General features: G+C 53.9%; 15 protein-coding genes. 8 read left to right on the forward strand and 7 right to left on the reverse strand.

The features are described from left to right. Positions 1-5: 5 nt before the first annotated feature. The 3 genes from NSS64_RS06625 to NSS64_RS06635 all read right to left on the reverse strand — a co-directional run bounded on the left by NSS64_RS06625 (position 6) and on the right by NSS64_RS06635 (position 4,425). A complete protein-coding gene (locus tag NSS64_RS06625) occupies positions 6-962 on the reverse strand; it encodes an ABC transporter permease (RefSeq protein ID WP_076081235.1) in 957 nt (318 codons plus the stop codon). Positions 963-1,049: 87 nt separating this feature from the next. Continuing rightward, positions 1,050-2,642, reverse strand: coding sequence for a response regulator transcription factor (locus NSS64_RS06630; protein ID WP_341139638.1), 1,593 nt, complete (start codon positions 2,640-2,642; stop codon positions 1,050-1,052). After that, positions 2,635-4,425 (reverse strand): sensor histidine kinase, encoded by a 1,791-nt coding sequence (locus tag NSS64_RS06635; protein WP_341139639.1) that lies wholly within the window; start codon positions 4,423-4,425, stop codon positions 2,635-2,637. Before NSS64_RS06635 ends, NSS64_RS06630 begins: the two co-directional genes overlap by 8 nt. A 698-nt stretch (positions 4,426-5,123) precedes the next feature. On the opposite strand from NSS64_RS06635, the gene NSS64_RS06640 reads away from it, so the two are divergent. From NSS64_RS06640 to NSS64_RS06660, 5 genes are all read left to right on the forward strand, one after another. Then, the gene (locus tag NSS64_RS06640) at positions 5,124-7,118 is read left to right on the forward strand and encodes a hypothetical protein (RefSeq protein WP_341139640.1); all 1,995 of its coding nucleotides are present in this window, start codon (positions 5,124-5,126) and stop codon (positions 7,116-7,118) included. After that, positions 7,119-7,748, forward strand: coding sequence for a hypothetical protein (locus NSS64_RS06645; protein WP_341139641.1), 630 nt, complete (start codon positions 7,119-7,121; stop codon positions 7,746-7,748). Between the two features lie 96 nt (positions 7,749-7,844). Further along, on the forward strand, positions 7,845-8,066 hold the full coding sequence (locus NSS64_RS06650; protein ID WP_340939320.1) for a hypothetical protein: 222 nt from the start codon (positions 7,845-7,847) through the stop codon (positions 8,064-8,066). 641 nt (positions 8,067-8,707) lie between these two features. Next, complete coding sequence (locus NSS64_RS06655) at positions 8,708-10,009, forward strand: GntP family permease (protein WP_341139642.1); 1,302 nt, start codon at positions 8,708-8,710, stop codon at positions 10,007-10,009. Between the two features lie 27 nt (positions 10,010-10,036). Next, the gene (locus tag NSS64_RS06660; protein ID WP_341139643.1) at positions 10,037-11,179 is read left to right on the forward strand and encodes a glycerate kinase; all 1,143 of its coding nucleotides are present in this window, start codon (positions 10,037-10,039) and stop codon (positions 11,177-11,179) included. A gap of 40 nt (positions 11,180-11,219) precedes the next feature. On the opposite strand, the gene NSS64_RS06665 is transcribed toward NSS64_RS06660, so the two are convergent. Both NSS64_RS06665 and NSS64_RS06670 read right to left on the reverse strand, forming a co-directional pair. Next, a complete protein-coding gene (locus NSS64_RS06665) occupies positions 11,220-12,248 on the reverse strand; it encodes a CdaR family transcriptional regulator (protein ID WP_341139644.1) in 1,029 nt (342 codons plus the stop codon). 247 nt (positions 12,249-12,495) lie between these two features. Further along, entirely contained in the window at positions 12,496-13,410 is a 915-nt protein-coding gene (locus NSS64_RS06670) for a dihydrodipicolinate synthase family protein (protein ID WP_340939324.1), read from the reverse strand. A 96-nt stretch (positions 13,411-13,506) separates the two neighbouring features. On the opposite strand from NSS64_RS06670, the gene NSS64_RS06675 reads away from it, so the two are divergent. From NSS64_RS06675 to NSS64_RS06685, 3 genes are read left to right on the forward strand one after another with little or no spacing between them, the layout of a single operon-like run. Continuing rightward, positions 13,507-14,265: an IclR family transcriptional regulator gene (locus NSS64_RS06675; protein ID WP_341139645.1), complete on the forward strand. Its 759-nt coding sequence runs from the start codon at positions 13,507-13,509 to the stop codon at positions 14,263-14,265. A 41-nt stretch (positions 14,266-14,306) separates the two neighbouring features. Beyond that, positions 14,307-16,286 carry a YjhG/YagF family D-xylonate dehydratase gene (locus NSS64_RS06680; RefSeq protein WP_445667778.1) on the forward strand — a complete coding sequence of 660 codons (1,980 nt, stop codon included), beginning with the start codon at positions 14,307-14,309 and terminating at the stop codon, positions 16,284-16,286. Further along, complete coding sequence (locus NSS64_RS06685) at positions 16,283-17,866, forward strand: glycoside hydrolase family 43 protein (protein ID WP_341139646.1); 1,584 nt, start codon at positions 16,283-16,285, stop codon at positions 17,864-17,866. Before NSS64_RS06680 ends, NSS64_RS06685 begins: the two co-directional genes overlap by 4 nt. A gap of 569 nt (positions 17,867-18,435) precedes the next feature. Here NSS64_RS06685 and NSS64_RS06690 read toward each other — a convergent pair. Both NSS64_RS06690 and uxuA read right to left on the reverse strand, forming a co-directional pair. Continuing rightward, a complete protein-coding gene (locus NSS64_RS06690; RefSeq protein ID WP_341139647.1) occupies positions 18,436-20,052 on the reverse strand; it encodes a mannitol dehydrogenase family protein in 1,617 nt (538 codons plus the stop codon). Next, positions 20,053-21,129, reverse strand: coding sequence for a mannonate dehydratase (gene uxuA / locus NSS64_RS06695; protein WP_341139648.1), 1,077 nt, complete (start codon positions 21,127-21,129; stop codon positions 20,053-20,055). Positions 21,130-21,322: the final 193 nt, after the last annotated feature.

Here is a 21,322-nt window from a genome sequence, read left to right on the forward strand (position 1 = left end):
GCCTCCTATATGATGCTTTCCTTGGTTATTTTTTTGAAGATGCCGTTGGCGGTAAAGAGCAGGATCACACTCACCACAGAGTTGAAAATATTAATCGCCGTTCCGAAGGAGAACCGTCCCATCCCCAGCCCGTAATTCAGGGCATACAGGTCAAGGGTCTGCGAGTAGTCACGCACCAGATTGTTGCCGAGCAGGAACTGCTTCTCGAACCCGATGCTGATCAGATGGCCAATGGACATAATCAGCAGGATCACGATGGTACCCCGGATGCCCGGAAAAGTAATATGACGCACCTGCTGGAGCCGGCTGGCTCCGTCCACCCTGGCTGCTTCGTACAGCTCCGGCCCGATGCCCGAGATGGCGGCGAGATAGATAATGGTATTCCAGCCCGTCTCCTTCCAGACATCCGAGGCGGTGACAATGCCCCAGAACAGATTGCCCTTCGCCATGAACTGGATCGGCTCACTGATGATATGAAGACCCATCAGCAGGTCATTGACTGCGCCGTTGTCCGTGGAGAGCATCTTGGTAATGATCCCGGCGGCAACCACCCAGGACACAAAGTGCGGCAGATACGACACCGTCTGAACGAAGCGCTTCAGCACCTGCAGCCGGACCTCATTCAGCAGAATAGCGAAGATAATCGGAATGATAAAGCCTGCCAGCAGTCCCATAATACTCATGGCCAGCGTATTGCGCAGGGCGTTGAAGAATTGCTCATCCTGGAAGAGCTCCCGGAAGTACTGGAGGCCGACCCATTTTTGCTCGAAAAAGGATTTGCCCGGCTTATACTTCTGGAAGGCCATCATCCACCCCCATAACGGAAGATAGCTGAAGACAAAGGCCCAGAGGACAAAAGGAACAGCCATCATATAGAGGTATTTCTGCTGCCGGAATTTCCCCCAGAAGCTGGAGGAGGATTTCTTCGGCTCCGGCTTCATCGCGGTGGTAATCGCTTTCATTTATGTCCCTCCTTCGATATAGCTTTATCATAATCTGCCGCCAGGACGGGAAACACCCGAAGATTTAAGTGTAAAAACAGGGGGAAATCAGTCTTTTTCGTAAGCGCTTTCTGAAAAAACATTCTCCGGCTCCTTTCTCCGGTAAGCGGAGGGGGAGGTGCCTGTGATTTTTTTGAACTTCTCACGGAAATAATCGACATCGCTGAAGCCGACGCTGCTGGCTGCCTGATGGATTTTGCAGCCCTGGTCCAGCAGCTCCTTGGCCTTCTCAATGCGGATTGTATCCAGATAAGTGTTGAAGGAGCAGCCCATGGTGTTCTTGAACAGCTTACCCAGATAGGCACTGCTATAGGTGAACACATCGGCCAGCGTCTCCAGCTTCAGATTCTCGTCATAGTGCCGGTGGATCAGATCGACCATCCGCTTCATCAGGACATCCATATCGTCGCGGATAATCCCGCCAGCATATTCCTCCAGCAGACCTGTGATATAGCGCTGGAGCTGGGGGAGGGAGGTATGCCTGTAGATCTGCTGAATCTGCTCCTCCATCCGGCTCTGCGCTGCGCTAAGCTCCTTATAATGAACGGAGAGCTTGCCGGACATGGAGGTGACGGCCCGGACATAATAGGATTTCACCGCCATCTCGGATAATCCCGCAGCAGCCATAAGGTCCCCTGCTTCCTGGATCAGGGCAGAGATTACGCTGAGATTGCCGGTATCCAGGGCGAAATACAGCCGGTCCATCACGGGAGCGAGCCTGCTCTCCGTATCCTGGGGGTTCGCAGGCAGCCCCTGCTTCAGCCTGAGCGAATCCGGTCCAATCATCCCCGGCTCATCATAGAAGAAATGATCCTTCATCCGCGCCAGCGCCGACTGATGCGAGACCGGCAGCTCCGTCAGACTGTCCACCATATCCCCGGCAGTGATGATGCACTCCAGTCCTTCTGCGGCAGCAGCCTCACGGATCTGCAGGGCCATCCGTTTGCTTACCAGCTCCTTCTGGTAAGAGGGCTGCAGCAGCACCCCGAGATAAGAATCGAGCGCGAAAACGATGCCCCAGCGGTTGTCCTCGAAGCTTGACGTCAGCCGGGACTTGACGCTACTAGAGGGTCCGTTGTCCGCATGATCCTGGAGCAGCAGCCGGATCAGCACGATCTGGTAGGAATCCCATAGCAGCCCCGCTTCCAGCGCCGACTCCATCAGTGCCGGAGCGGGATGCAGACTGCTCTCCATCAGCAGGGATTGAACCAGCATCTCCCGGCTCCAGACCTTAACGGCTTCATGATTCTTGCGGTGTGCCAGCCGTGCGTTCAGCACGGTGGACAGTCCGGTAAGATACAGCTGCAATTCCTCCTCATCGACCGGCTTAAGCAGATAGTTATCGATATTGTAAGATAGCGCGCGCTTGGCATAGCTGAAGTCGGCATAGCCGCTCAGAATGAGAATATGCAGCTCCTCATGATCCTCCCGCAGCTCACCGATCAGCTCCAGTCCATCCTTCCCGGGCATACGGATATCCACAATCATCAGATCCGGGGAATACAGCTTAGCCTTATGCCTGGCTTCAATCGCATTGGCCGCTGTATCTACCACCCGGTAGCCGAGGCTCTCCCAGTCCAGCAGAGTGACAAGTCCTTCGCGGATCGACAATTCATCATCAACAATTAACACACTATACATAGGAATCACTCCTTAAAGGGATGGCGAAGCTGATTTGTGTTCCGTATCCGCTCTGGCTGGCCAGAATCAAGCCGCATTCCGGGCCATAGGTCAGCTTCAGCCGCAGATGGATGTTACGCATTCCGATACTGTGGGTCTCATAGTCATCGTTGTTGTCCAGCATCTGCCGCAGCTCTGCAAGCCGGGCCGGCGAGATTCCGGTTCCGTTATCGGAGACCTGAACCTTAAGTATGGCCTCCTCCACCCGGATATCCACCCGGACCATTCCGCCGTCCATCCGGTCCTCCAGGCCGTGAATGACACAATTCTCCACCAGCGGCTGAATAATAAGCGGCGGAATCCTTAGCGTATTCGCTGCCGGATCTACATACAGCTCGTAGGCCAGCCGGTCATTGTAGCGGAATTTCTGGATGACCAGGTAGCAGTTCACGGTCTCCAGCTCACTTTGCAGGGTGATTCTGCCTCCGCCGACCTCTAAGTTCTTGCGCATCATCTTGCCCAGCAGCCGGACTACCTGCGCAATATCGGTCTGGCCCCGGGTGTGGGCCTTCATCCGGATCGACTCCAGGGCATTGAACAGGAAATGGGGATTGATCTGGCTGGCCATCATTTTGAATTTGATCTCATTCTGCTTCAGCAGGATGGCATTCTTCTGCTGGTTGGACTCCTGCACCTCGCTCATCAGGTCATTGATATTGCGGACCATGTGGTTGAACTGCCGGGCCAGCTGGCCGATCTCATCTTTGCCGTCGATCACGAGCCGGGCTTCCAGATTCCCGGAAGCGACCTTGGAGATATGCTTGCTGAGATGGAGCATTCGTCCGGTTAGCAGGCGTGAGAAGTAGTAGATTAGGATGATTGCAAGAAATAGGGAGGAGATAATGACGGAAGAAGCCAGGGAAATAATCCGGTTAGGTTCACTTACAATGCTCTCAACGGAGAAAATAGAGATAATCCGCAGACTGTTCAGGCTGCCCTGGGGATGCCAGTCGTCGATCAGCATTTTGAAGGACTGCCCGTCAATCGTGATATCTGCAGGCCCGTGCCCGGCAAGGGTGGACAGCGGCTTCAGGTTGATTTCGTGCAGCGACTTGCCGAGGGTGCCTGCACGGTTGGAGGCGACAATATTATCGTTCTCATCGACGATAAAGGTCTCGAAGCTCTCCTGCTTCAGGATGCTGCTGAGCTGATCCGAATTGACATTCACGACCAGCACACCGGTTGTGCGCTGCTTGAGGAAGTCGACCTTGCGGATCAGGCTGAGATAATACTGGCCGTTCCGGCTGTCAGGAATGTAACTCCAGAACGCCAGTCCCTTCTGGGCCAGGGCGAGCTGGTACCACGGCTCCCGGGTAACCGCTTCATCGGCCTGGAGGAATTCCCAGTTGTTAAGCACCGTCGGATTGTCGATATACAGCCGGATGCTGGAGACTTCCTTGTACAGGCGGACGAAATCCCGGAAGTCGGGGTAATCCCAATAGGCCTGCACCACATCATAGACCGATTCGTAACGGTGATTCGCGGCCTCCTCCAGCCGGCTGTCATTGGACAGGCGGTAGACGATATCCACCGGAACGTTCAACATCTCGCTGGTCCGTTTTTTCACACGGTCGACATTCGCCGTAATCTGCTTCAGCGCATTGTTCATCGCCATATTCCGCAGTTCACTGGTCAGGAACACCCCCACAATGAGCACCGGAATCAGGACGACGCTGCCGAAGGAGAGGAAGAGCTTGGTCCTGAGCTTCAGGTTGTTCATGAAGGTGATGATACGGGTATACACGAATGAAATCACCTCCGTAAGTATATTTGTAATAACGCTTACAATAGAGTATAGCGCGAAACAGGCAGCCAATATATGTCATGAAAATATTTTTTTGATAAACTTTACGGCTCCGAATTCCGATAATAAAGGGATCTGCACAACAATAATGGATAAATATTGAATCCTTATGTGGAATACTGGAACTCCATTCTGAAGAAGTACGCGGGACCATCTATTGTGTTCGGTTTATCGCATGCATTTGGCCTATGCACCTGCGCACCGGTACAATGTGTGCTGTATTTGGCATACATTCGGACCACACACCTGAGCACTGGCATAATGTATGCTGTATTTGGCATACATTCGGACCACACACCTGCGCACCGGCACAATGTGTGTTGTATTTGGCATACATTCGGACCACACACCTGCTCAACAGCGCAATGTATGCTGTTTTTGGCATACATTGGCCCGAATCCCTTGGTGGAAGCACATTGTATTCGGTTTTCCACATACATTTGGCCTGGTGACTTCTACTTGGATGGTAACGTAATCATAAATACAACCTTGGATCAATACCAGAAAAAGTATCTTTCAAGCGAGTTAATGAATCATCTTAGAACTCCGTATGTTTGCAAGGAGTTATAAGTCTATGATTCTGTGAATTTGTGTAACATAACTTACAGTTAAACATGCTGTACAGCGGGAGGGTGAAGATGGCATCAACGAAGCTTGTATTTAACGAGGATGAAGTCCGGCGCCTGCAAACGAAAATCGGCCAGGTGAGTCAGGACACCAACCGGCTGTACCTTCAATTGAAGGGCCAGTCCAGCAGCTGGGGCGGTATTCCCATGGGCGATCATCTGGTCAAAGCCCAGGTCCTGATCAATGAATTAACCGTAGAAGCGGAGAAGTTAGAGGATATTATCCGGGTCGCCCTGAGAGGCGTCTCGGAATTGCAGGAAGAGAATAAACGGCAGGCGGACAAGCTGACGGGGCAATTTAATCTGTTGCTCGCGGCCTTCGGAAGCTTGGGGCTGCAATCAGCCGCCGGACGGGTCTCCATCCCCGAATTTGTGCAGCGAAGTGCGACGAATCTCATCACTTCGATTGCCGTTCTATCGGGAAAAGATGAACTCAGCAGGGACCCGGTGGTGCAGCAGCTCAGGAATGTTATTCAGACCTCCGGCCTGCTGACCGTAGAGAGTATCGCTGCACAAAGTAAGCTGAACGATATCTTCGCAGCGCGGAATGAGATCGCTAAGGCCCAGATGGCCTTCAAGGTGTATCAGGCGTTCGGCAATCAGGCGCAGATGGAGACAGTTCATGCAAAGGCCGAAGAGTCCCGGCAGAAGCTGGCTTCTCTAGGAGTAGCCAAGATCTACTATGAAACCGGCAAAGATCTAAGCGCCCACTACAGACAACCAGCAGTCACCGCCTGTGAGTATGATCCGTCAATTACGGCGGAGAAGGTTCCCTTACTACATAACGAAGAATATTTACTGCTTTTGCGGCTGGCCATGGAGAAGAACGCCGCCGGAGCGTATGCGCGGAGTCAGCTTGCGGCGAAGCGGCAGGAAATTCAGACCGCAGCGGCTCTTAAGCAGGTTCAAGAGCAGATCGAAGCAGAGCGGCGGTTGAACGGGCCGCCGCTTACCCTGCCGGACGGCACGCCAATTACCGCAGACAACAAGGAAAATGAGAGCACCTGGGACTTTTATCAGACGAAAGTCTATGTGCCGAATGAATATCTTACCCCGATGTACACCAGTTATCTGGGGTGGCTGGAGGATACCTACGGGCTGACGAAATGGGAGAGTCGGGTTCGTCAGGCGGATACGGTGGTGCTGGCTTTTACCGAAGGTTTGGTGAAAGAGGTCGTCATGGGCGTGGCGGATACGGCAACCCTTGCCTTCAAACTAGTGGTAGACCCGGTCAAAACCACCACAGAAATGAAGCAGCAAGCGCAATATCTGATTGACCATCCGGAAGTGCTGGTGGAAGCGACGAAGATGGCGTATCATCAATTTGATGAGGGTACCCCGGAAGAGAAGGCGAGAATGCTGGGCTCGGTCGCTTCCATCCTTGTTCCTGGACTACAGGTCACCAAAGCAGGCAAAGCAGGTAAAGTGCTGGGCGAGGTAGAAGACGTCATCAGCCAAGCAGCGAAGGATGCCCTGCAAGGGATCAAGCAGAAGCTTCCGAATCTGGGTCCGGTGGTGCAGACGCCAGAAGGTTTTGTGTTTAAGATAGGAGAGATCCCAGATACTCCAGCCTTGCCGAAGACGCCGGTGCAGCAGCGGTATATGGATGGGTTGGAAGGGAAGGGTGGTAGGGTTGAGGGGCCGGGTAAAGCAAGTGACATTTATAAACATCAACAGTATAAGCAATCGATCCTTAAAGAGGATGTTTTATCAAACTCGGATGTTATAATTAAAGGTGAGGATTTATGGGATGAAAAAGCTCTGAAAACATTAACTAATGATGGTACTAAAATAGAAGATTGGGCTAAAATGACCTCAAAGCAACAGTATGAAACTCCGTATGGAAAGGGAGAAATTCATTTTTACCAGAATCAGGTGACAGGAAAGGTTAGTTCGTTTGATATAAAGTTGAAGGTATCTAAACCGAAGAGTCTCAGAGTAAATGAGAACGACCTATTTTGGATAATTGAATTAGATGCTGATTTTAATATTAAAGGAGTAAGGTAAATGAGAGTACGTATTAAAGAGGGAATCCAGAAACAAGAAAATTTATCAATAGATAAAAAATATATGGTTTATTCTGTTGAAACAAGCAAGAATAAAGAGGAATTTTATAGAGTGGAAAATGATCTAAAACAAGTTGTGCCGTATTCTATCTCTTTATTTGACATTGTATCCGATAGGAAAAACTCTGATTGGATTTTGTGGAACAAGCCTAATAATAGTTCGGCTTTTTTACCGAAGCAACTTGCTTATTTAAGTTTTTGGGAAGATTACTATAATGATGAATTAGAAGCTTTGAAAAAGTTCAATTTAGTCAAGGAACAGCTATTTCAAGAAGAGTTAGGTGATGATGAATTACATGAGATTTTTGAACAAGACAACGAGGATGAAATTATATTCGTTCTCAATGCTCTTCATAAGACAAAGGATAATAAAATGACTAATCAAATAATTCATTATGTAAAAAGAAAACTAGAAAAAAGCAATGGATTAGATAATACTGTATTGCTTGCATTCCAATATCTGAGTCTGTTTAAACAATCTGATGTAGAAGATTATTTCATTTATTATTTGACTAATATTGAGCTAGGAAACGACCTATTAACTGCAGTAGTAAATGAATATTTTAATTAGAGAGTTAAGTAAAGTGAGAAGCTTGAGCAAACAAATATCCTGAATTGAAGGGTACTACAGTGATGATGAAATATAAATTTAGATTGAAATACATGGATGAATTCAATATGGGTTGTATTGGATTTTGACGATGAAAAATCACTTGAGTTCGCCAGTATGATAAGTGATCCCTTAGGATCTGATATACCTTGGAGATTTAAAGATTTGAAAAAAGATATTGAGAATTATTTTGATTTATTAAGGGGAAATATACCCGAATATAGACATGGAGGAAATGCATCAAACGTTATATCTTATAAAAAAATATACTATAATTGAAGATCCGTTTTACGATGAGGAAGAAGATGAAATTGAACCGGTCTGTAAATTAGAGACAGTGGAATTTGTGGGGATTATATTATTATGGGCTTACGAAACTTATAAATATAAAAGCTAGAAAGGAATAATTGCTCTAGAGGAGGCAGATATGGTTATGAAATGGATTGAACAAAAAATGTTAGAAGTTGAAATTATAGAAAATGAATAAACCATCTAACACATGATGAACTTTCAAAAGCTCATTCCCACTTGAACCATGATTAGGAATGAGCTTTTTTGCATGTTCGAAGTCCCATACTTTCGATTAAACACTGTTAGAAATCTTTAGAGTCATAGTTAATGGAAATATCATTCTAACTCGACAGTTGGAGGAGAAGAGGGCAGGAGATGGCCATCATCAGAAGCTTGAATCAAGCAATTTCAGGACTACTCGCAGAATTACTTAGAGAGCGTATTCTTCAATAATCCCTATATTGCGAGTGTCCGTATTTCTTTACAGAGCACCTATTCCAAAATTGAGATCTACCCCTAATCCGTTAGTCACATGCACAATGCATTTCGTCCGTTCATCAATATTCTTTTCCTCCCCCCAGACCTTATAATGAGAGCGTGTTCAACAAGTTGTTAGGGGGAACTTTGAAATGGAAGGATTAATCATTGGTTGGTATGGGGCGCTTGCAGGGCTGGCAATTGCCATTATTCTGATCCTTAGAAAATTGAATCCGGTCTACGCTCTATTCCTGGGTGCCATTGCAGGGGCGCTGATCGGCGGAGCCAATCTCGAACAGACCGTGAGTGTTCTTGTAAGCGGTACACAAAGTGTAATGGGCACGGTGCTGCGGGTGCTGGCCGCCGGTGTGCTGGCTGGTGTGATGATGGAGTCGGGTGCGGCTGAGGCCATAGCCCAGGCTATTGTGAAAAAGTTCGGCGGAAGCAAGGCCATTCTGGCCCTCGCGCTGGCCACGATGGTCATTACGGCGATGGGGGTATTCATTCCGGTAGCGGTACTGATTGTGGCTCCGATTGCTTTATCCGTAGGCAACAAAATGGAGATCTCGAAGCTGGCGCTGCTGCTGGCCTTGTCGGGCGGGGGGAAGGCGGGTAATATTATCTCACCGAATCCGAATACGATTGCTGCTGCGCGCGGCTTCGATCTTGATCTCAGCAATGTCATGCTGGCAGGCGTGATCCCGGCAATCTGCGGATTAATTGTAACCGTTATCTTAGCCACCCTGCTGAAGAAAAAGGGGGTTATGGTTACCCCGGCGGAGGCTGCGAACGGGACAGACACTGCGAACACAGCCGCTTACCCGCCGCTCAGCAGAGCTATTGTGGCTCCGCTCGTGGCGATCGTCCTGCTGATGATTAACCCGATCGGCTCCATCTCCGGGATCGAAGCGTTGACCAAGCTTAAGGTGGATGCGCTCTACATTCTGCCGCTGGCGGGGATTATCGGGATGCTGGCGATGGGGCAAGGCAGCAAGGTGCTGCAATATACGTCCTCCGGCCTTAGCAAAATGACCGCAACCGTCCTGATTCTGATCGGGGCAGGCGGCATCGCCGGTCTGATCTCCGCTTCCGATCTGTCCGCCCAGGTGGTGCATCTGATTGAGCTGTCCGGGATTTCCGGGACGTTCCTGGCACCGATCTCCGGGATACTGATGGCTGCGGCTACCGCCTCAACATCCACGGGTGTTATTGTCGCTACCGGCTCCTTCGGGCAGGCCATTCTGAATATGGGCACCGCTCCGCTGGCTGCCGCTGTGATGGTTCATACCGGAGCTACGGTCATCGACTCGCTGCCGCAGGGCACTTACTTCCATGTCACGGCGGACAGTATGAAAATGTCAATCAAGCAGCGCATGGGGCTCATCCCGTATGAGGCCATGGTTGGCGGCACGATGACGATTGTGGCTACGCTGGTTTACGGATTTTTACTCTAAGATCAATATGATAGATGAGGTGTGGAAATGAGAGAGAGAACCTTTGTGCTGGCGCCGGATTCCTTCAAGGAGAGCATGACCGCGAAAGAAGTATGTACAGCGATGGAGGCCGGACTCCGCAAAATATACCCTGAAGCAACCTACATCCATGTTCCGATGGCTGACGGCGGGGAGGGGACCGTGCAGTCCCTTGTCGACGCTTCGGGCGGAGAGCTTCATGATTTAGAAGTTGCAGGACCGCTGGGACAGCCGGTGACGGCACAATTCGGCATTCTCGGTGACGGCCGGACGGCGGCCATCGAGATGGCTTCGGCCAGCGGCATTCAGCGGGTAGACAAGGCGGAGCGGAATCCGCTGATCACCACCACCTACGGAACAGGCGAGCTGATTCTGGAATGTCTGAACCGTGGTATCCGCAAAATCATCATCGGCATCGGCGGCAGCGCCACCAATGACGGCGGTGCCGGAATGGCCGAAGCGCTTGGCGCCAGATTCCTTGATGAAGCTGGGAGCGTACTTCCACGCGGCGGCGGCAGCTTGGGGCAACTGGCGAGTGTTGACGTTAGCGGGCTTGATGCGAGACTGCAGCAGGTTCAGCTCATCGTTGCCTGTGATGTGACCAATCCGCTCTGCGGAGAGCAGGGGGCTTCAGCCGTATTTGGTCCACAAAAGGGGGCCACGCCCGATATGGTGCAGCAGCTTGACGCCAATCTGGCCCATTATGCGGCGGTGGTGAAGCGGCAGCTTCACAAGGATGTCCGCGACCTTCCCGGAGCTGGTGCAGCGGGGGGACTGGGCGCGGGTCTGATGATCTTCACACAGGCAACGCTGCAGAAGGGAATCGAGATCGTGATTGAATACACAGAGCTTCAGCAGAAGCTGGAGCAGGCAGACTTCGTCTTCACGGGTGAAGGCGGAATTGACTTCCAGACCAAATTCGGCAAAACGCCGTACGGCGTAGCCCGCACTGCCAAGGCCTGCGGCAAAAAAGTCATCGCCCTGGCCGGTTACATCGGCGAGGGCATCGAGACGCTCTACGCCGAGGGAATCGATGCCGTCTTCGGCATCGTTCCCGGCGCTTCGAGCCTGGAGAAGCTGCTGGCGGACGGCCCCGCCAATGTCGAGCGGACCTGTGAGAATATCGCCAGGCTGCTGAAGCTGGCTGAATAGAATGTGCAAACTGTGGCCCCGGGAATAATCCTGGGGCCATCTACTTGTACAATGCCAGCAGCTCATGCGTAAGCTCGAAGAGCTGCAGCAGGTTCCTCGGGTCTTTGCCGGTGATGCTCTCGATCCGCTTGAGACGGTATTGCAGCGTATTGCGGTGGATGTTCAGCTGCTCAGCCGTCTGCGAGACACTGCAATTGTGATTGATGAAGCTGCGGAGCGTCTCCAGCAGATCGGCGGTATCCTCCAGCTTGATCGCCGTGCCGGGCTTGTCTGACAGCTTCGCCTGGCTGAGCTTCACCAGGAATTCCGCATCCTCGTAGCGGATTGATTGCTCAGCAGGGCGTAGTGCCAGAAGAACGCCAAGGGCAGCTTTTGCCTGACGGTAACCCTCCGCGATGCTGGCTTCCTGCCGGCCCGAAGACAGCAGGAGCTGCGGCTGATTATGCAGCAGCTGCGCAATCAGCGGGCTGCAGTCCGGCCGGTTCTGGACCAGGATTACCCATGTATCCCCGTCGAGCTGGAAGGACGGATGCAGGAACAGAAGCTTCGCCTCATCCAGCTCCGGCCGCACATGCTTGAGATACAGCACGGTGGTCTTGAGCAGAAGATCGATCTGATAGGCTGCGGCTTCTTTCCGCAGCTTCTGGGAGTACGCTCCCTGATGGTCAAGGAGCATCTCCAGCAGAGCCTTCTTGCGGCTGGCTTCGCTGGCCAGATGCTCCAGCGTATTTCTTTGCTCAATGAGCAGCGATACCGTGGTCCTTACGATATTGCAGAAGGGCCGGACTTCTTCCGGGCTGCCGGAGATCCCGATTACACCTACGCGGGTGTTGCCGATGACAATCGGTTCGTTGGTGCCTTTCTTCTCATATCGCCCATCCTCCATGACTTCGACCCTCTGCCCGGTGGACAGCGCCTCGACAGCCCCCTGATGAACGGTGCCCACCCTTGCCTTATGCCCGCTGCCGATGATGATCCCCTCATGATTCATGATGTTGATATTATAGGGGATGTCCATCATCATCTTGTCTACAATCTCCTGCGCCTGCTTCTCGGATAGCTGAAACAACCGGAACGCCCTCCTCGTCTTGAGCGGGTAACCGCCTCTATTGCCTCTACTTCACTCATTGTGCACCTGAACAAAATTATAGACTAACCTTCACCGCGAAGATAGGGGGAACATCACGAGGCAGTTTACACGGAACCGTGCAAGAAGCTGTACAAAAAAAAGCCAGCCCCAATGCGGGCTGACTGACCTTGATAGACGGGCTGACTTTGATAAATATGAATGGATGAGTGCGCACTATATATATCGCTTACCCTTGGGCAATACCCGCCCGGCTAAAAATCTGCTTCAGCCTATCCTCATGCTCTGCGCTCCATACCCCAGGCGAAGCCAGGCTGAAGGTGGATACCGGTACGCCGGACAAGCGGACAGCTTCCTTGATCGAAGCGATGAACGGGTCGTCGATGGCATACAGCGCCGGAATTTCAACGATCTGCCGGTTGAACTGAAGGACGCCTGCCAGGTCTCCCTTCTTGAAGCTGTCGTACACGCCAAGCATCAGCTGCGGAGCGAAGTTGGCACTGGCAGCGATCGCCCCGTCTCCTCCGGCAGCCAGCGTAGGCAGCAAATATTCGTCGAAGCCGCAGAATACCGAGAAGTCCGGACTGACCGCCTTCACCTGCATAATCATCTGGCGGATATGGCTAAGCTGGTCCACGGTATCCTTGATGCCCGCTACATTCGGATAATGTGCGGCAAGCCGGGCTACGAAGGCCGGAGTCAGATCCTGGCCGGTCATGGCCGGGAAGTTGTACAGCATGAGCGGTACATCGACCGCTTCCAGCACAGCGGCATAATGCGCGAACAGGGCGTCCCCGTTCAGCTTGTAGTAATACGGATTCATAATGACGATGCCGGTAGCTCCATGCTCAGCAGCATGGCGGGAGAGCCGGAGTGTCTCAGGGGCCGTATTGCTGCCGGTGCCGATCCAGGCCGGAAGACGGCCATTCGTATACTCCAGGCATAGCTCTGCGATCTCTTCACGCTGCTCTGCGGTGAACAGTGTGAATTCTCCGGCCGTTCCAAGGAAGAACAGACCGTGAACCCCTTTGGCGATCAGGCTGTCGATCAGCAGCTTCATTCCGTCACGGTCGAATTTCCCGGCGGAATCCAGAATGGTCGGGACGGGAGGAATGACACCTGCATTCGGGTGGCTAAGTTTCATTTTATTTTTGCCTCCTGGTTTGGTATTATAAACATATGATTATTATAGTGAACTTGGAAGGCTTAATCAATGGATTTATGAGAGGGGAATGAAGGTGTGGACCAGAAGTACTGGGTTCCGGCATTGGAACGGGCTGATCTGATTCTTAAGGCCATCTCAAGACAGACCGGAGCGCTTAAGATGACAGACCTCTGTGAGGAGACCGGCATTAACAAAAGCTCGATGTTCTCGCTGCTGCGCACCATGGAGACTCTGGGGTGGGTGGTGAAGGATGCGGGCGAGAGGTACGTGCTTGGTGCCGGAATCTCCTATTATAATACCGTCTATAATGATTCGCTTAAGCAGAATATGAATCTGGTAGAGCGGTTCCTGGCAGAGTCGGTGCAGAGTGTCGGAGCGGTGGGGGAGACCTTTCAGCTGTCGGTGCTGGACCGCGATGAGATTATTTACCTGGCCAAGCAGGAGGGGCAGTCCCTGGTGAGGCTGGAGTCCAGCCCCGGGATGCGGTTTCCGGCCCATGCGACTGCGATGGGCAAGATGATGCTGGCACTGCTGCCGGAGGGGGAACTGGAGCGGCGTTATCCGGGTAAAATGCTGCCTGCGGTCACTTCCCGCACGCTGACAGACTGGTCTGAGTTCACCGCAGCCCTGGCTGCGATCCGCAAGACCGGCTATGCGCTGGATCAGGAGGAGATTATCCAGGGCATCAGCTGCGCCGCTGCGCCGGTTCTGGATGCCGCAGGAAGGGCGGTTGCTGCGGTGAGCACCTCGATGCTTCAGCACGCATTCGATGCGAAGCGGGAGATTGCGCTGCGTGAGGTGAAGGCGCTGGCGGGGAAGCTCTCACTGTCATAGACATCCGGGCACATTCATTCTGAGGGAGAGAAGGGATTCATATGAAATTGACCGTACAAGAGATTATGAAGGAAGACATCATTGAAGCTGTTCCGGTACATACCGCTGCGGAAGGTCCGGCAGGCCAGCTGCCGATCACCGGGGAGGTGCTGCGGAATGCACCGAGCGGAGAGATTTTTGGGATGACACAGAATGCCGGGATGGGCTGGAATCCGCTGCTGCTGAACCGGCCCCAGTACCTGATTCTCGGAACGATGGGCGGTATCCGGCGTGAGGACGGCACTCCGCTGGCGCTCGGATATCATACCGGCCACTGGGAGATCGGCGTGATGATGGAGGAGATTGCGGAGGAGCTTACCGCGAATGAGGGGATTCCGTTCGCCGGTTACGTCAGCGATCCCTGTGACGGCCGTTCCCAGGGAACCGCAGGCATGTTCGATTCCTTGCCTTACCGTAATGATGCGGCCATCGTGCTGCGGCGGCTGATTCGTTCACTCCCTACCCGCAAGGGTGTGCTTGGCGTAGCTACCTGCGACAAAGGCCTGCCCGCCATGCTGCTGGCCCTTGCCGGTATGCATAAGCTGCCGGGAATTATCGTCCCCGGCGGCGTAACCCTTCCGCCGGTGGAGGGAGAAGACGCGGGCAAGGTACAGAGCATCGGGGCACGGTACAGCAACGGAGAGCTGTCCCTCGAAGAAGCGGCAGATCTCGGCTGCCGGGCCTGCGCAACCCCGGGCGGCGGTTGTCAGTTCCTCGGTACGGCGGCTACCGCCCAGGTCATTGCAGAGGCGCTGGGTATGGCGCTGCCGCACTCGGCACTGTCCCCTTCGGGCCAGCCGATCTGGAAGAATATCGGCCGTCAGTCGGCCCGGGCTCTTCAGCATCTGGACCAGAACGGAATCGTCATGAGCGACATTCTGACAGATCAGTCGATCCAGAATGCGATGGTGCTGCACGCTGCCTTCGGCGGTTCAACGAATCTGCTGCTGCATCTGCCGGCCATCGCCCATGCCGCCGGGCTGAAGGTTCCGACCGTCGAGGACTGGAACCGGGTGAACCGGATGGTTCCGCGCCTCGTCAGCGTGCTGCCGAACGGTCCCGTGCCGCATCCGACCATCCGGGTATTCCTCGCCGGTGGAGTCCCTGAAGTTATGCTGCATCTGCGGAAGCTGGGGCTGATTGACGAGTCCGTGCTGACGGTGACCGGACGGACACTGGGCGAGAATCTGGACTGGTGGGAGAGCTCGCAGCGCCGGACGGAGCTGCGGCAGCGGCTGCTGGAAGCAGACGGTGTAGACCCGGATTCCGTGATCATGAGCCCGGAAGAGGCCAAGCGCCAAGGCATGGCTTCCACCATGACGTTCCCGGTCGGGAATCTCTGCCCGGAGGGGGCGGTCATCAAATCGGCCGCCATTGATCCTGCCGTTCTCGACAGTGAGGGCGTCTATCGCCATACCGGACGAGTGAAGGTGTTCACCACCGAGAGAGCCGCCATCCGCAGCATCAAGCTGGGTATGGTTCAGGCGGGGGATATTCTGGCCGTCATCGGCCGTGGACCGAGCGGAACCGGGATGGAGGAGACTTATCAGCTCACCTCGGCGCTCAAGCATCTGCCTTACGGCAAATATGTCACGCTGATCACGGATGCCCGCTTCTCCGGCGTATCCACCGGTGCCTGCATCGGCCATATGGGGCCGGAAGCGCTGGCAGGTGGCCCGCTCGGCAAGCTTCGCGATAATGACTGGGTGGAAGTGCGCATTGATACCGTGAGTCTGGAAGGAAGCGTGAATCTGGTCGGAGAAGGAGATGAGCCGCTGACGAAGGAAGCGGGAACGCTGATTCTGGCTTCGCGGACGCCGCATCCGGGCCTGGCGGTAGACCCGGGTCTGCCGGAGGACACCCGGCTGTGGGCTGCTTTGCAGGCGGCCAGCGGCGGAACCTGGAAGGGCTGCATTTACGACACTGACAAAATCATTGCCTTACTGGAAGCAGGACGGCAAGCATTGGAGGAGAAACTATGAGCCGAAATCTGATTCATAATCCGATTCTGCGCGGATTTCATCCGGACCCGTCGATCTGCCGGGCTGGAGATGACTACTACATTGCTACTTCAACCTTTGAATGGTTCCCCGGCGTGCGGATTCATCATTCGCGCGATCTGGTGAACTGGCGGCCGCTTACGTATGCGCTGACCCGCAGCTCGCAGCTCAATATGGAAGGGGACCCCGATTCCGGCGGAATATGGGCGCCCTGCCTCACGTACGATAATGGACTCTTTTATCTAATCTATACCGATGTCAAAAGCCGCCAGGGTGCCTTCAAGGATACACCTAACTATCTGGTGACTGCGGAGAATATCGAAGGCCCCTGGTCAGAGCCTGTGTACCTGAACAGCAGCGGTTTCGACCCTTCGCTGTTCCATGATGAAGACGGGCGCAAATGGCTGGTCAATATGCTGTGGGATCACCGCACCGGCCGCAACAGCTTTGCCGGTATTGTGCTCCAGGAATATTCGGTGGAAGAGCAGCGCCTGATCGGACCGGTCACTAACATCTACAAGGGAACGGAGCTGGCGCTGACCGAAGGTCCGCACCTATACCGGAAGGACGGCTGGTATTATCTGATTACGGCTGAGGGCGGTACGCAGTATGATCATGCGGTGACCGTAGCCCGCGCCAAGCAGATTGAAGGTCCCTATGAGACCGCTCCGCTTAATCCGCTGCTGACCTCGGCAGGCAACCCTGAACTGGCGCTGCAAAAAGCAGGCCATGCCAGCCTAGTAGAGACACAGAGCGGCGAATGGTACATGGTCCATCTGTGCGGCCGTCCGGTCAAGGACAAGTACTGCAATCTGGGCCGGGAGACTGCGATTCAGCGCGTCGAATTCACCGCCGACGGCTGGCTGGCCCTGTCCGGGGGCGGGAACGCTCCGGCGCTGACGGTGGAGGGACCGGATCTTCCGGCGCATCCTTTTGCCGCAGCCGCTCCGCGTGACGACTTCGAGGCTCCGCAGCTGGATGTCCGCTGGAGCACGCTCCGCGTGCCGGCTGATGAATCCTGGCTCTCGCTTCAGGAGCGTCCGGGCTATCTGCGCCTGAAGGGCAGGGAGTCGATGAGCTCCATGCACCGCCAGAGCCTGGTCGCCCTGCGCCAGCAGGCCTTCCGCTGCAGCGCCGAGACCTCGGTGGACTTCGAGCCGGAGCATTTCCAGCAGATGGCCGGCCTGATCGTCTATTACGACACGAAGGATTACCTCTATCTGCGGATCACGCACGATGAAGTCCTTGGTCGAACCCTGGGACTCATCCGCTCCAAGGACGGGGTCTATGAAGACACCCTGACACCTGAGATTCCGTTGCCTGCCGGAGTAAGCGTGTCGCTTAAGGTCATCATCGACGGCGAGTTCGCCCAGTTCTATTACAAGGTTAGCGAATCCACTTGGGAGCAGATCGGCCCTGCCCTGGAAATCTATCATCTGTCCGATGACTTCCCGGCCTATATCCGGTTTACCGGCACCTTCATCGGCATGTGTGCCCAGGACCTCAGCGGCACACTGCATCCGGCAGATTTCGATTACTTCGAGTATCTGGAGCAGGAGTAGGGCGGCCTATACCTGGAGCATCGAAAAGGATGCTCCCATGAGACTCCATGAGACTAAGGCTGAAAGGGAAACTAGTGGAATGAACAAGTGAAAGGGATAAATCCCATTAAATCCGCCAAAATCGGCCGACGGGAGTAATTGAAAGGGATAAATCTCACTGATTTATCCAGATGCGCGCCAACTGAGTTAATGAGGAGCACAAGTGCCCCTGAATCCCTGAAAAGTTGGCTAAACGAGCAAACGAGGGGCAAAAGTGCCCCTGAATCCCTGAAAAGTTGGCTAAACAAGTAAATGAGGAGCACAAGTGCCCCTGAATCCTCCGGAAGCGGGCAAAGTGAGTAAATGAAGAGCAGAGTGCCTCCGCTTCCACCGCCAGCGCGGGCCAACTTCCGCAGTCTAGTGTGATTTGGTGCAGCAGAAACGCAACACTCAGCTAAGCAGACCGGTTTATACATTATCACCCTGCCACCGACATCCTTACAACGCTCACCATACAAGAAAGGCTAGGCCCTCCTTTTTCAAGGAGAGCCTAGCCTTTCTACTTATGTTCGCGCACACCCGCCCACAACTCAGGCCGTATACTTCTCCAGCGTAGCTCTTACCGCGCCCGGACCAGCCAGCATCTCGGTGAACATGCCCTCGATCGTCCCGCCGAGTCCGGCGGCGTACAGATCCACGCCGAAGATGGCCTGGTCCTCCAGCACCGCGCGCACGCCAGCGGCCGTGGCAGCATCCGCGCCCAAGGCAACGCCTGCAAGCCGCGCTTGCAGCGATTCCAGCAGCGGGTCGGAACTGAGCGTGAATGCAGCGCCTTCATCGTTCACGCCCAGCAGATAGCGGCACCAGGCGGCAATCGCTAGCGGTATAGCGGTCAACTCCCTAGGGTCGAGATCCCCGCGCAGGATGTACGACTTGATCGTCTCGCCGAAGCGGATGCCGACCTTCTGTGAAGTATCCGTAGCAATCCGCTGCGGAGTGTCAGGGATGAACGGGTTGGCGAATCGCTCCTGCAGCACCTCGTCCAGGAATTGCTTCGGACTCAGGATGCCGGGATCAACCACAACCGGCAGGCCTTCCTTGTAGCCGATGGTCTCCACGAGCTTGCGAAGCGTGGCGTCCTTCATCTCATCGGCAATGAGCGTGTAGCCGAGCAGACAGCCGGTTACCGCCAGCGCCGTATGCAGCGGGTTGAGGCAGGTGGTTACCTTCATCGTCTCCACGTTATTAACCGTGTCGCGGTCCGTGAAGATAATACCGGCTTCTTCAAGCGCCGGACGTCCGTTCGTGAACTTATCCTCAATGACCAGATACTCGCTGATCTCCGCGTTAACGAAGGGAGCAGTGTACGTGTTCTTGGAGGTGACGATCACATCCATGCCGCCGATTCCCTGTTCCAGCAATGCTGCCTGGACGGATTCGGACGGGCGCGGGGTGATTTTGTCGATCATGGACAGCGGGAAGGTGATCTTCTGCTCATCCTCCAGGTAAGCCACGAACCCTTCCTCTACAAGACCTTTGGCGGCCCATTCCTTGGCGATGGTAACCATGCCGTTCTTCAGCTTGTCGCCGTTATGCGAGCAATTGTCCATGCTGACGAAGGTCATCGGGTACTGGCCCTTCAGGTAACGCTTGTAGGCGAAGGAAGCCACGATGCTCATGGCATGAACCGGATGCTCCGGCCCGCCGGCGATGTCCTTCTGCACAATGCCAAGGTACTGCCCGTCAGGACCAGTCAGGGAATAGCCCTTCTCCGTAATCGTGAAGCTCGCCATCTGCAGGCTTGGATTCTCGAAGATCTCCGTCAAGCGGCGGTAGTCCGCTTCCCGGGTCTTATCTGCGGTGATGCCTTCGACGATGCTGCTGACGATCCGCTTCTGGAAGTCGCCCGCCGCATTCATCAGCACCAGCAGGGTCAGATTATCGTAAGGCTTATAGACCTTGTCAATCATCTCGAAGTCGAAGGTCTCGGCGGCGATGATGCCGGTATTGGCCTTGCCGCTGTCCAGCAGCTTCTGGTGCGCATTCGCCACGAAGCCTCTGAAAATATTCCCCGCCCCGAAGTGAACCCACTCCGGCTTCTCTAACGTATTCTGCGCTACCGCTGCGAAATCGAACTGCGGCAGCTCTACCCCTGCGGCTTCCCAGGCTTCCCGGTCAGCGATGCTGCTTCTGCTCAGACTCAGCATTTACTTGGCCCCCTTGACATTCTCCAGGCTGTCCCATACGCCGAGCAGATACATGATGCCCATCGCTCTGTCGTAGAGGCCATATCCCGGACGGCAGTTCTTTTCCTCGCCCCAGAGATGTCTGCCATGGTCCGGACGCACATAACCGGTGAAGCCGCTCTCATGATACGCCTTAACAACCTCCGCAACATCTACGCTGCCATCACGGCCCCGGTGGGATACCTCAATGAAGTCGCCGTTCTCGAACACCTTCACATTACGGATATGGGCAAAATAAATCCGGTCGTGGAACTCGCGGATCATCGCCGGAAGATCATTCTCCGGGTTGGTGCCGAGAGAGCCGGTACAGAAGGTCAGGCCGTTATATGGGCTGTCCACCATGTCCAGGAAGCGGCGGATCGTATCGCGGCTGCGGATAATGCGCGGCAGTCCGAAGATCGGCCAGGCCGGATCATCCGGGTGAATCGCCATGCGGATATCCACTTCTTCACACACCGGAATGATGCGCTCCAGGAAATATTTCAGGTTGTCGAACAGCTTATCTTCGGTAACATCAGCATAGGCCGCGAACAGCTCATCCAGCTTGGCCAGCCGCTCCGGCTCCCAGCCAGGCATCGTGAATTGTCCGGCACCCTTCAGAATGCGGTCTACCATCTCGCGCGGATTATCAGTAATGGCAGCCTTTTCATAAAAGAGGGCGTTCGAGCCGTCCGGCAGCTCCTTGTACAGCTCGGTACGGGTCCAGTCGAACACCGGCATGAAGTTGTAGCAGATGACCTTGACGCCAACCTTGGCCAGCTTGCGGATCGTATCGATATAGATGTCAATGTATTTGTCGCGGGACGGCAGTCCGATTTTGATATCATCATGAACGTTGACGCTTTCAACAACCGCTGTACTGAAGCCCTTGGCTGTGATCTGATCGGCAACCTTCTGGATGTCTTCCATCTCCCAGACCTCACCGGCCACCTTGTGGTGCAGTGACCAGACGATGCCCATAACGCCCGGGATTTGACGGATGTGGTCAAGAGTGATGTTGTCATTGCCCTCGCCGTACCATCTCCAAGTCATATTCATTGTCATTTTCCTCCTTAAGTAAGATAAGCATAAATACAAATGATAACCATTCGAAGCCTTGTGACAATTGACCTTACAGAACCAGCGTTACATGTGGCATAATCTTGTATACAAGATAGGATTCGTAATGATCATAGAATATGCGTTCATCTTTGTCAATGAAATTCATATCCCTTTTCTATATAATGGGGGG

The sequence above is a fragment of the Paenibacillus sp. FSL H8-0122 genome, from assembly GCF_038005345.1.
Taxonomy (GTDB): Bacteria; Bacillota; Bacilli; order Paenibacillales; family Paenibacillaceae; genus Paenibacillus_AQ.